Annotated in this window: 13 protein-coding genes and 1 rRNA gene; 10 read left to right on the top strand and 4 right to left on the bottom strand. The window is 33.4% G+C overall.

Annotation, left to right across the window (positions count from 1 at the left end):
• The first annotated feature begins 381 nt into the window (after positions 1–381).
• The 4 genes from V3595_RS28300 to V3595_RS28285 all read left to right on the top strand — a co-directional run bounded on the left by V3595_RS28300 (position 382) and on the right by V3595_RS28285 (position 3,378).
• The gene (locus V3595_RS28300; RefSeq protein ID WP_485911256.1) at positions 382–639 is read left to right on the top strand and encodes a DUF4362 domain-containing protein; all 258 of its coding nucleotides are present in this window, start codon (positions 382–384) and stop codon (positions 637–639) included.
• 265 nt (positions 640–904) lie between these two features.
• Positions 905–1,513, top strand: a complete 609-nt coding sequence (locus tag V3595_RS28295; RefSeq protein ID WP_485911254.1) for a transglutaminase-like domain-containing protein — start codon at positions 905–907, stop codon at positions 1,511–1,513.
• Between the two features lie 230 nt (positions 1,514–1,743).
• Complete coding sequence (locus tag V3595_RS28290) at positions 1,744–3,195, top strand: spore germination protein (RefSeq protein WP_485911252.1); 1,452 nt, start codon at positions 1,744–1,746, stop codon at positions 3,193–3,195.
• Positions 3,196–3,378 carry a hypothetical protein gene (locus V3595_RS28285; RefSeq protein WP_485911250.1) on the top strand — a complete coding sequence of 61 codons (183 nt, stop codon included), beginning with the start codon at positions 3,196–3,198 and terminating at the stop codon, positions 3,376–3,378. It abuts the gene before it with no gap.
• 160 nt (positions 3,379–3,538) lie between these two features.
• Here the strand turns inward: V3595_RS28285 and V3595_RS28280 are convergent, their stop codons facing one another.
• Positions 3,539–4,168, bottom strand: a complete 630-nt coding sequence (locus V3595_RS28280; RefSeq protein WP_485911248.1) for a YczE/YyaS/YitT family protein — start codon at positions 4,166–4,168, stop codon at positions 3,539–3,541.
• A 2-nt stretch (positions 4,169–4,170) separates the two neighbouring features.
• Positions 4,171–4,866: a YjjG family noncanonical pyrimidine nucleotidase gene (locus V3595_RS28275; RefSeq protein ID WP_485911246.1), complete on the bottom strand. Its 696-nt coding sequence runs from the start codon at positions 4,864–4,866 to the stop codon at positions 4,171–4,173.
• Positions 4,867–4,943: 77 nt separating this feature from the next.
• On the opposite strand from V3595_RS28275, the gene yeiL reads away from it, so the two are divergent.
• The gene (gene yeiL, locus V3595_RS28270; protein WP_137024317.1) at positions 4,944–5,615 is read left to right on the top strand and encodes a transcriptional regulator YeiL; all 672 of its coding nucleotides are present in this window, start codon (positions 4,944–4,946) and stop codon (positions 5,613–5,615) included.
• A gap of 966 nt (positions 5,616–6,581) precedes the next feature.
• Here the strand turns inward: yeiL and V3595_RS28265 are convergent.
• Positions 6,582–7,253, bottom strand: coding sequence for a PAS domain-containing protein (locus tag V3595_RS28265; RefSeq protein WP_217349306.1), 672 nt, complete (start codon positions 7,251–7,253; stop codon positions 6,582–6,584).
• Positions 7,254–7,415: 162 nt separating this feature from the next.
• Between V3595_RS28265 and V3595_RS28260 the strand changes: the two genes are divergently transcribed.
• The 4 genes from V3595_RS28260 (at position 7,416) to V3595_RS28245 (ending at position 10,880) form a co-directional block, all read left to right on the top strand.
• A complete protein-coding gene (locus V3595_RS28260) occupies positions 7,416–7,802 on the top strand; it encodes a RidA family protein (protein WP_485911243.1) in 387 nt (128 codons plus the stop codon).
• Between the two features lie 413 nt (positions 7,803–8,215).
• The gene (locus V3595_RS28255) at positions 8,216–9,514 is read left to right on the top strand and encodes an MFS transporter (RefSeq protein ID WP_485911241.1); all 1,299 of its coding nucleotides are present in this window, start codon (positions 8,216–8,218) and stop codon (positions 9,512–9,514) included.
• A gap of 41 nt (positions 9,515–9,555) precedes the next feature.
• Positions 9,556–10,506, top strand: a complete 951-nt coding sequence (locus tag V3595_RS28250; protein ID WP_485911239.1) for a sugar phosphate isomerase/epimerase family protein — start codon at positions 9,556–9,558, stop codon at positions 10,504–10,506.
• 173 nt (positions 10,507–10,679) lie between these two features.
• Positions 10,680–10,880, top strand: a complete 201-nt coding sequence (locus V3595_RS28245; protein WP_485911237.1) for a hypothetical protein — start codon at positions 10,680–10,682, stop codon at positions 10,878–10,880.
• A 370-nt stretch (positions 10,881–11,250) separates the two neighbouring features.
• Here the strand turns inward: V3595_RS28245 and V3595_RS28240 are convergent, their stop codons facing one another.
• Positions 11,251–11,385: a hypothetical protein gene (locus V3595_RS28240; RefSeq protein ID WP_289316305.1), complete on the bottom strand. Its 135-nt coding sequence runs from the start codon at positions 11,383–11,385 to the stop codon at positions 11,251–11,253.
• A gap of 641 nt (positions 11,386–12,026) precedes the next feature.
• Here V3595_RS28240 and V3595_RS28235 point away from each other — a divergent pair.
• A 16S ribosomal RNA gene (locus V3595_RS28235) occupies positions 12,027–12,103 on the top strand; the annotation flags it as partial.

Here is a 12,103-nt window from a genome sequence, read left to right as displayed (position 1 = left end):
ATAGAAGATTGGATTTGATCTTTTAGAGGAGAAAAAAGCAAGAGAATTATGTAGGTTAAGTGATGAACTTTTAACCCGTTCTTGTTGAACTAACAGGTGCGTTAGCTGAAGATCGGAGCTGTCTTTAAGGCAGCTTTTTCTTAATGAACTAAAGGGGCAGGATAGTTGCATAAGTGAAACCGTAAAACAATTTATAACGTCATATAAATAAAGGGGGGAGTTTATGATAAGATATTTAAGTTTTATAACTGTCAGCATAATGTTTTTGCTTATAGTTGGTTGTGCCAATATAGAGACTGATTCAAAAAAATTTGTTCCTTCTGATACTGATATTGTGAATAGAAATAATGGTGATATTGAAAACGAAACTAAGTTAAAAGAATTTATCAAGAATACAGAAACAGGGAAAAGGATAGTATTCGTGTGGTTACTTACACGAAGGAAGGAGACCCAATACTAACTGATTTAACATATAACGGAGAGCAGCTTGAAATTACTGAGGATACCACTAGAGATGAGTACGGTAGTGGAGAAATTAACACATTTGGATGCGAGAAAATTTTAGTTGAAGGAAACAAATACTCTATCATTGGTTGCCAAGGTTACGAAACACCTTATTACTTAGCAGAAGGTAATTAATGTGATTTTCGACTGTGTAATTCTCAACGACCCTCTATCACACCTTGATTCGAGTACATCCTTCTTCAAATAACAGGTGAGTTAGCTGAAGATCAGAGCTGTCTTAAGGCAGCTTTTTCTTTATGCAACTAACGGGGCAGGATAGTTGAAGAGTGCTGTTTGATCTTTATTCAACAATTGGGCTATTTAATTGAATGTTAGTAATTGAATAAATATTCAAAGAATCGTATAATTATTTAAAATATATAAGAGGTGGGGAGTATATATGCAACTTATACCTGAGTCTTCAGATTTGACCGATTATTTAAAGGAGTTAGATGTAGTTGACTATTCACATCCTTTAATTCAAAAAAAAGTTGATGAAATCTTTGTCAACGAACTTTCAGAAATAGAAAAGGTTAAAGTAGCTTTTGAATTTGTACGAGATAAAGTATCTCACTCTTGGGATATTCAAAGTAAAAGAGTTACTTGTAAAGCATCAGAGGTACTTGAATATCAAGAAGGTATTTGTTATGCAAAATCTAATTTGTTAGCAGCTTTATTAAGATCAGAAGGAATCCCAACTGGTTTTTGTTATCAACGGCTAATGATATTTGATACTCCAGAAGAAGGTTATTCTCTACATACATTAAATGGAGTTTTCCTAAAGACGTTAAATCGTTGGATTCGTTTAGATGCTCGTGGAAATAAACCAGGAGTACAAGCTGAATACTCGGTAAACGAAGAAATTCTTGCTTTTCCAATTAGAAAAGAGTTTGATGAAAAAGATTATCCTATCATATATACAAACCCTAATCATAAGACTATTACTACTTTAGAGGCAAATACGGATGCATTAGAAATGTACATACACCATTTACCTGATGTTTTATAAATATTCAATTACCTATCTTAAATAAAAATCCATAAAGTTTCACTAACGGGCACGATTATTGAAAAAGTTTCGCTTTTCTTAATGAACTAACAGGTGCGTTAGCTGTAGATCGGAGCTGTCTTTAAGGCAGCTTTTTCTTATGGAACTTACGGGGCAGAATAGTGGAATTCGGATAAAATTTTAGATATTTCCTCAAACTAAAGTGAATAATACTTTAAGGGTGAAATAGAATGATTAAAAAAGAATTGCAGGAATGCTCTCAAGAAAATATTAGCAATATAAAGAATACATTTCATCATACATCTGACCTTATCGTTAGAAAAATAAAAACGGGCTTTAAAAGTTCTTTCGAAGTAAACATTGTCTATTTGGATGGAATTATTGATACAGACCGCATACAAGAATATGTTGTCAAACCATTATTAGAGCCGTTCAAGACTGTAAAGTTTAATGAATCATTTAGTGATCAAATTATCGAAAGAATGATTGAAGCAGCTGATGTGAAAATCACGACTCAGTACAAAGACTTAATAGAAGCTATCGTACAAGGAAATACTATTATATTGATTAATGGGTATAGAAAAGGAATTATCATACCATCAGCTAATTGGAAGGAAAGAAGCCTTGAAGAATCTTTAGGAGAACGGTCACAAAAGGGTCCAGTTATTGGGCTAACAGAACAAATGAAAACAAATATTAATTTGTTAAGAAGTACAATAAAAACTCCCGATCTCTGTGTAGAAGCAATGGAATTTGGGACAATCTCAAAAACAGCAGTTTCAATATTATTTATAGAAGGCATTGTTGATAAAGGAATTTTAAAAGAAGTACGAAAGAGGCTAAAAAGTCTAAAAATAAAGTATGTACTAAATTCAAAAGTGGTGGAAGATGTATTGGAAGGAAAACCAAGAACAATTTTCAATTTAGCAAGACCTTCAGGACGAATTGATGGAGTTGTATCCTCATTATATGAAGGAAGAGTAGCAATAATAGTAGATGGTTTCCCTAGTGCTATCATTGCACCCACACTTTTTATGGATTTATTACAGGCACCAGATGAATATCACGTAAAAATGGGTCGGTTTTCAAATCGAATAATAAGAATGATTTGCTTTTTCTTAGCTGTATACTTACCTGGTATTTATATTGCGATAGCAAATTTTCATAAAGGAGATTTAACTAACAAAATTTCAAAGACACTTATATCTAAAAGTGAGTTATTACCAACCTTTTGGGAAATTGCTCTTCTTTTATTTATCATAAGAATATTATTAGATGCTTCATATCGTATTCCGAAAACTTCAGTGATTTTGCTTTCCTTAATTGGAACAATCGTAATAGGCGAAACAGCTGTTACTGCAAAACTAATTCATCCACTTAGTCTCATAATAGTAGGTATAACAACTATTTCTAGTTTTCTACTCGCTAACAGAGGACTGCTTGCTGCTGAAAATACTTTAAGACCTCTTTTTTTGATTATTGCTTATTTTTTTGGATTTAACGGATTAATCATCGCTGCAACAATTCAAATAATTTATATGGTAAGCCTTAAATCTTTAGGTGTTCCCTATCTTTCGCCTTTGATTCCGTTTAGGATACAGGAATTGAAAGATACAATATATAGGGGAGATTTACAGACACTAATTAATAGCAAACATACTTATACTGAGGATGATGATTAATTGTTTGTTATTATGATCACAATTTGCAAAGAACACAAAAATATTAACTGTACAAGTCACCATATCTTGATCTTGGCTTTTTTTGTTCCAATTTCGAAAATAAATGCAGGTGCGAAAACATATGTTGGTTGGTCCCTTGTTGAACGACCGGGTGCGTTAGCTGAAGATTGGAGCTGTCTTTAAGACAGCTTTTTCTTATGGAACTAACGGGGCAGGTTAGTTTAACTGTAGTGTTACAAAAAAGATTGATCATTTAGAATAAAGTTCGATAATTTATATTAAAGTTTGATAAAAATAACCTTTTTGGATTCTCAACCGTAAGAGGTTATTTTTTAGTTATTATTTATTGAGTTTGTGGTTTCTGTTGATAGTTTTTAAATTTCAATCGTGTATATGAAATAATGCCGGACAATAAGATGAAGCTGATAATCGTTCCTTCACGAATATTGATTGGTAAATTGTATAGTAGTGATATTGTTATTGATAGAATAATGGAGAATAAATCGACACAATATCTGTATTGAGAGAAAGGGCGTTTTGTTAATTCAGCTATTCGTAAACATAAACTTTCAATCGGAAAAGGAATAATATCTAATGATAAAATAATGCCTGTTGTTCCTCCGGCTAGTATCGCACCGAAAATAAATAGTCCGATTCTTACTAAATAATTCTCTACGTAAATCGTACCGAAAATAGTATAGAGGAAAAAATTAATAACCATTCCAAAGAACAAGATGGAAATGAACATTAAAGTAAATTTTCTAAAATCCTTTTTTTCGCATAGGCAGGTATAACCGAATAGAAAAATGAGATTTGCAATGAATGTAATTGTGCCAACTTTGATGGAAGTCCATTCAGATATTGATAAATTCATCGCATTATAACTGCTGACACCAACATCAGCTTTTAATGTAAGACTAATGCCAATAGCACTTACTATATAGAGTAGAATCGATTGAATTACTTTTTTCATGATTATTCCTCTAATAAGTCCATTATTTGCATTAAATTTGGTATCGTATATGTGCTCTTAGGTGAACATGATTTAGGCATGCTTCTCTTAGGGTTAAACCATACACAATCAATTCCGACATTGATAGCTCCTTGAATATCCGATGTTAAACGATCACCTATCATTAAAAATTCTTCTTTACGGCTTGTATGCAGGGCATCAAAAATATAGTAAAAGAAATGGGGATTCGGTTTTTCATAACCAATTTCTTCGGAGATAAAAAGTTGTTCAAAATATCCTTGTAGCTTGGCACCTCCTAATCTTTTTCTTTGAGTCTTTCCTACACCGTTTGTTCCAATATATAATTTATAATCTTGCTTACTTAAAGCATTTAATAATTCATGTGCATGGGTAACGGTCTTATGTCCTTGGTTTAAATGCTCGCGGTACATAGCTTCAACTTTTGCTCCGTTTTCATCTATATGAAATTCCTTCAAAAAAAGTGAAAAACGCGTTGTCAGCACTTCTTCACGAGAAATCAAGCCTTCCTCTAATTGATGCCATAATCCATCATTAATGCGCTTATAACATGCAATTGTTTGTTTGTTATAGGGCAACTCGTACAGCGTAATAATTTGTTTTAAAGCCTTTTCTTCTGCATCTTGAAAATCAAGTATCGTATCATCTAAGTCAAAAATAATATGTTTGTATTTGTTCATTCTTATCCACCTCTTGGTAGTAATATATCGAAAGGAACAATATAATAATAGGAGATATCTCATATTGAGGTGATAAAATGGAAAAAATCAATTTGAAGGATTACGCTGAAAATTTTGTGGATATATATAATGATATTCAAGAAACTTTTCCGAAAGCAGTTTTACATCAGGCTTTTATTTGTAAGTTTTCTTCTAATGAATATATAGTGCGCTTTGATGAAGATATTCAGTACTTATTTTTATTATTGGATGGGCGGGCAAAAATATATATAGTACACGAAAATGGAAAACGTGCGCTGATTCAGTTTCTAAAGAAAGATGATTTTATTGGTGAATTATCCTTGATTGAGGTGGAAAAGAATTTAAAAGATGTTGTGGCTATAAATGACTGCACTTGCTTAGCGGTTCCATTGGCTTCATCGAAAGAGCATCTGTTAAATGACAATCTTTTCCTCCATAATTTATCAAAATATTTAGGTGATAAATTACTTAAAAGAACGGATCATTACACAGCTATGCAGGATTATGAATTCAAAAATCGATTGGCCAAATATATTCTTCAAATAGAAAACGATGGATGCTTTCAAGAGAAGCATACCGAAACAGCAGAATACGTGGGGGTAAGCTATCGACATTTATTATACACACTTAACCAATTCCATGAAGACGGATTATTAGAAAAAAAAGGAAGGAAATATTTTATCATTAATAAAGAAAAGTTAGAAAGATTGAGTTCAAAAAAGGATTAATTTAGTATGATTTGATAACTTGAAATATAAACAAGTTGTTACACTTTTTTCTTATCACAGAAACGAATACTGCTTTGCTAATATACGTTTTCAAATTAAAAAATAGCTAATAGAATATTTACTACCACCATTAAAATTTAAATTTAACCAAATCTTTTGCGTTTTTTCATTCAACCAAAGTTTTTAACATAGCCTAATAAAATAAAATATTGTTAAGATGAATTAATATTCTGTTTGTGATGTCCCTCACTTAAACTAACGGGTGCGTTAGTTTATTAAGGAAGACAAAAATGATTAGCGTTTTTTTAAAGAATAATCTAATTTAATAGTAGTATAAGGGCATGTTTTGATAATTTTTTTCAAAACATGCCCTTTCTATTTATTTATTTATTTATCAAAGTTTTTTGTATTTGTTTGATCAAACTTTGTTTCAAGTCTACAATAAGATAGATTTGAATAGGTTATTGGACGTAGAATAATGAACAGGGTTTTATGACGTGAATAGTAACAAAAAAGAGTTATTCAAAGCGTCATGACATGTGTTCAGAAAAGGACGAGTTTTGGAACAAATAAAATGTGTGCTTTTTAATTTTGTTCAGCAATCGGGCCAGATTGTACAACAAAACTAGATTTTTAGACGACTTTATTGCTAAAGTATCCTTATAAAATAATTTAACAACTCATTTACTCCCATCTAAATAAGGACGGGGGTATGTATGTTTGAAGTATTAAAGTTAAATAACTTATTGTAATCTTGACATTTCCATATTGCGGGTACTACCAGCGAAGCTGTCACTACCCCAATATAGGAAGTATGAATATGGGAGGGGAGTAATTTAGAAAATGTACCTCAACCGATAGATGGAGAAATCCCGATATAAATGAAACAGGGTCATAAATAATTCACAACATACCGCAAAGTGAATCCTCCGAATCTTTTAGGTTTTCCCTAAACATCCAGACAGATTATTTGATTTTATTTAAATATCTATAAATAGTGGCTTCGGATACGTCTAAATATTTGGCTACCTCGCTTACGCCGCCTTTAAGTAAAAAAGCTCCCTTTTCATTCAGTATTTTGACCACTTCTATTTTTTCTTGCGGTGACATCCGTTCAGGTGGAATGTCATACTCTGCTAAAACCCCTTTAATAAGAGATAAAAGAAGTTCCTCAATATTTTCTTCAAAATTCTCAAAAAGATGTGTATCAAAGGTAGGCTTTGATGACTCGACAGGATCATTTTTGGGTTTGTCAATCATGATGAATTGATCCAAAATGTTGCGAGCGTTTATAACATCGGAAATATCCATGTTAACACAAATCATGCCAATGATTTTGTTCGTTTCATCTTTAATAAAATAGCTCGAAGAACGGAGCGTCTTATTTTTTTTTGATCTACTTTTATAATTGCAGATATAATCTCGATCTTTATAACTTTCATCTTTTAATATTTTCAAAGCAAGATCCGTAATGGGACTATTAATCTTTCTTTCACTAACATGTCCATTAACTATTTCAATAATGGAATGATCAGGGTTTGTTACATCGTGTAAAACAACCTCACAATTTTCCCCCATTATGTCAGCAATAAAGTGCACCATGGGAATATACTGTTTCAGCTTTTCGACATTTGTCACTACCATCACTCATCGCACCTTCAATTTCCATTTGTTAATTTTAGTTTAACAAATATTTTTAAAATTTCAACTTTACTAAAAATTTAGTTGTTGTAATAATAATTATACATTATAATAAAATAAAATCATCATAATAATTTTTTATTACAGGAGGAAATTACGATGAAAAACGCTATTTCAACGAACAATGCACCAGGTGCCATTGGACCTTATTCTCAAGCCGTAAAAATGGGAGACTTTCTTTTTGTTTCTGGACAACTTCCGATTAACCCAAGTACAAATGAAATGCCGGAATCCGTTGCGGAACAAACGAAGCAATCATTAGAAAATGTAAAAGCCATTCTAGAAGCTGCTGGAAGCGATTTACAACATGTCTTAAAAACAACTGTATTTTTAAAAGATATGAATACGTTTACGAAAATGAATGAAGTATATCAATCGTACTTTACTGAAAATTATCCGGCTAGAAGTGCAGTAGAGGTTGCTCGCTTACCAAAAGAGGCTTTAGTGGAAATCGAAGTCATTGCATGTGTACCAAATAATAAGTAGTACATTCAAACAACCCTATTAAAATATGATTGCGCAAGGGGGTGAAAAACCGTTTAATTTAACCATTTTTGTAAGCCTTTTCATTCTATTTTTCTACTTAAAGGGGTCTCGCCAAGATTTCGGAAATTTTGTACGCTAAGCGAATTTCAACAATGATTTTGCTATTTTTATGTACGTTAAGCCCTTCCCAAAAACGGTATTAGTCCAGATTATTGAAACTTTGTTTTTGGTATTGAGTTTTGGGTCTGAAAACCAGCTATTTTCAAAGAAAAAGTAGCTTTGATAGATCCAGCACCAAAAAACGAACGTTAGGGTGCTTCACTTTTATATCAAGGTTTATAGCCTTAACGTACATTTTTTCCGAAATGTTGTCTGTACCTCTTAAAGCATCTATATTTAGGAGGGACATGCTATTGACTAATCAAAATAACAACAAAAAAAAATGGTTTACGCTTGCCGTATTAATTCTGGGTGGAGGAACGGTTTTTAAACTCCCTTGGTTAAAAGATGCTTTTTATATCCCTATGATGGATTATTTCCATTTGACACACACACAAATTGGTTTTACCCTGTCTGTTTACGCTTTTATCCAGACCTTTGGTTACCTCATATCTATGTATGTAGCAGATCGATTTTCCAAGAAAAAGTTGATGCCGGTTGCTTTAATTGGAATTGGAGGAACGGGATTTTACTTGACAACATTTCCAAGTTATTACGAAATATTAGTCATTTGGGGACTTTTCGCTTTATTTGCAGAAATTGCTTTTTGGCCCGTCTTGATCAAATCTGTAAGATTACTAGGGGATTCAAATGAACAGGGGAGAATGTTTGGTTACCTAGAAGCAGGAAGAGGAATCGTAGATACTGTTATAGCGTTTGCTGCCCTTGGAATCTTTAAATGGTTAGGAGAAGGGGCGGCAGGTTTCAGAGGTGCCATCCTCTTCTTTTCGATCACCATGATTGTGATTGCTATTATTTTGTATTTCCTCCTTGAAGAGGATGAAATTAAAGAGGTAGATGAGCAAGGCGAAAAAGTTAACAAAAATAAGGTAGCATTAAAAGGTGCTTTAAAAGCGATAAAAATGCCAGAAATATGGGTAGTTGCATTCACTATATTTTCAGTATATTCCGTTTATATTGGTTTGACGTACTTTGTTCCATTCTTAAAAGACATCTATGGAGTACCTGTTGCTTTAATAGGGGTATATGGGATCATTAACGCATACGGTTTAAAAATGTTAGGCGGACCTATAGGGGGATTCCTGGCTGACAAAAAGTTTAAATCTCCATCAAAATATTTGCGGGTGGCTTTTGCAGCATCTATCATTGGAATGATTATCTTTATTCTGTTGCCACATCAACATCTGAATGTTTATGTTGGCGTAACCTTTACACTCGCTTACGGTGCCATCATCTTTTCGCAAAGAGCGGTATTCTTTGCTCCTATTGAAGAAGTAGGAATCCCAAGAGAAATAAGTGGTGCCGCAGTTTCTATTGCCTGCTTAGTAGGATATGCTCCTTCCATGTTTGCCTTTACTCTATATGGAAGCATGTTAGATCGATCACCAGGAATGGAAGGATATCGACATGTCTTTTTGACCATGATTGCATTTGCAGTTATCGGTTTGCTTATTAGTAGCTATTTAGTAAAAATCGTTAACAAGAAAAAAGAACTCCAACAAAATCTGGAGGGCAACCAAATCAATGCTTAATTTTATATCAAAAGATAAATTGACATAAGGGAGTGTAAGACATGAAAATTGGATTAGAGACAGAAAGCTTTCACTTGCAGTTTATTACAGGTCGAATGGATATTTTCGGTTTTATCAGAAAAACAGCCGAATTGGGATTAGATGGAGTCATGATCAATATTGTTCCATGGCCTGGGTTACCAGGAATTGGTACATTAGAATCGTTTGAACCGGAATACTTAGACAAGGTGAAAAAAGAAATTCAAAAGTATGGATTTTTCGCTGAAATCGATACAAATGGAACCAATCCGAAACATCTAACTGAGGTCATTGAGGCCGCGCATAGAATTGGAGCGGATGTAATTCGTACGTATACCTGCATGGGAGAATATGATCCAGACAGATTGAGAAGAGCTCCTGAAGATATTAAACAAATTGTACCATTATTAAAGAAATATAGAATCAAGCTTGCTGTTGAAAATCACGAGGAAGAGTTAACGGATGAAGTGATTCAAATCATTAAGGAAGTCAACAGCCCTTGGGTTGGTGCTCATTGTGATTTCGGGAATGCAATGATGGCATGGGAGGACCCGGTTGAAGCTGTAAGAAAATTAGCACCATATGCCTTTACAACGCATTTTAAGGATCATATTATCGTCCATGATGGCGAAGATTACAGGGTATGTGGCGTACCTGCTGGGACTGGGAATATCGATTTGGAAGAATCTTTTAAAATATTGATTGAGAATTCAATGTTGACTAGAATCAACGTTGAAATGTGCTTCCCGTATGCCATCCATTTTAAGAGAGAGCCTGGTACAGGCGGAGTCTTTGCAGTAGGCGAAGGAGCATTTAAGGTGGAACAATCTCCTTATGATTTAAATGTAATTAAACCATTGGATTACTATTATCCGCCAGCAGAACTTCTAGAACAAATGATTGAGGATCAAGAAAAAGGTGCAGAGCAATCGGTTAGATATGCACTTGCATTAAGGGATAAATACTGCCGCTAAATAAAAAACAGGGAGAGGTTCTTTCGGGAATAATCTCCCTATTTATTTTGCAGAAGAGTGCTTGATTTTAACAATAGGGTTGCTACGCAACACTTTCTTATGGAACTAAAGGGGCAGGTTAGGGAAGGAAACAATTAGCATCAGGGAGAATAATATTTTGAGGTGACTTTAGATTGAAAAAATATGGTGTAGCAATTCTTTATCTATTAGGAGGAGGACTATTTTTAGCAATTGGTTATTCAAGTTTTGCTCAAGATCTGCTAGAAGAGCTTACTACTCAAATGAATAATCCTGAATTGTTAATTGGATTTGGTTATATTTTTCTGATTGTTGGCATTATTCATTTCTTAATAAACAGTCTTAAAAGGAAATAACTAGTTAACTTTCTGATATTACTAACAAGCTCATAATTAAACAAAAGGGTGCACTACTTCTATATAGGGCTGGAAACAGCTCCTTTTATTATAGAACTAAAGGGGCAGGTTAATCCAATAAGGATTGCTATACTAAATTGGGGGGATTAATGAAGATAGACATGGGGATTTTACCACATAAGTATGTTTCTAAAAAAGACTGTTCTTGCAAAGCTATGGAGTATGTAAAGAAGAAATTTCAGGACTAAAAAAAGTCTATTATATCTATGAAGAGTCATGTAATCCTTCATGTTAGTGGATTGCTTGACTCTTCATTTTCGTTCACCTGCAAGTTTCTTTTCGGAAAAGCAAAGAAATCACGAGATTGTACTTATTTGGCATTGCGCGGGGGCTTATTAGTTGGATAAATTGCTTTTTCCAAGTCTTCTGCTGCGATCACTGGATCTACTGTATTGCTATTAGCTTTTCCCTTCTGACTATAGCCTTTATCACGCTTTTGGCTCATGTTTAGAACCTCCCTCCATGTAGCTTCATTTGTTAAGATGGACTAATAGATGGCGACTTATTCACCAAACGAGAAGGGCCTTTTTTGATGTGAATACATCCATATAGGGTTTAATATGTAAATGATGTCAGCTAATGTTGATATACAATTCAATGTTTAAACTTTCCCCCTCTTTAAATTGAAACAGGTGCGTTAGTTGATTAAGGAAAATTAAAATGATCAATCTTTTTTATAAAAGAATAATCCAATTAAATAGTATAAGGGCATGTTTTGATAAAATCTTCAGTTTAGTGCATCCCAGTTGATTAATTTAATGATGAAACACGTACGGTGGTTTTTTTGTATTCATTAACAAGATGGTTTCAAGAGGAAAGTGTTATTAGAAATTCTTATTTTACGGATTAAATGTTGACACTAAAGAAAAATAGCAGTATGATAATGAAGTCGCCTAATTAATGAGCGATTTTAAAAAAAGAAATACTTCGTAGAAGTTGACAACTATTCAACGTTATGTTAAGGTGAATTAGTTGAAAAAAACCTACAACAAATTGCTCTTTGAAAACTGAACAAAACAAAGCGCCAACGTTAAATTTTAAGTGAGCACACACTATTAAAAAAGCAAAATGAGCAAGTCAAACATTTCTTCGGAGAGTTTGATCCTGGCTCAGGACGAACGCTGGCGGCGTGCCTAATACATGCAAGTCGAGCGAATCGACGG

The organism is Bacillus sp. CFBP9009 (assembly GCF_036541465.1).
In the GTDB taxonomy this organism is placed as follows: Bacteria; Bacillota; Bacilli; order Bacillales; family DSM-1321; genus Peribacillus.
The sequence above is the reverse complement of the archived record's forward strand: the minus strand, read 5'-3'. Positions and strand labels throughout refer to the sequence as shown.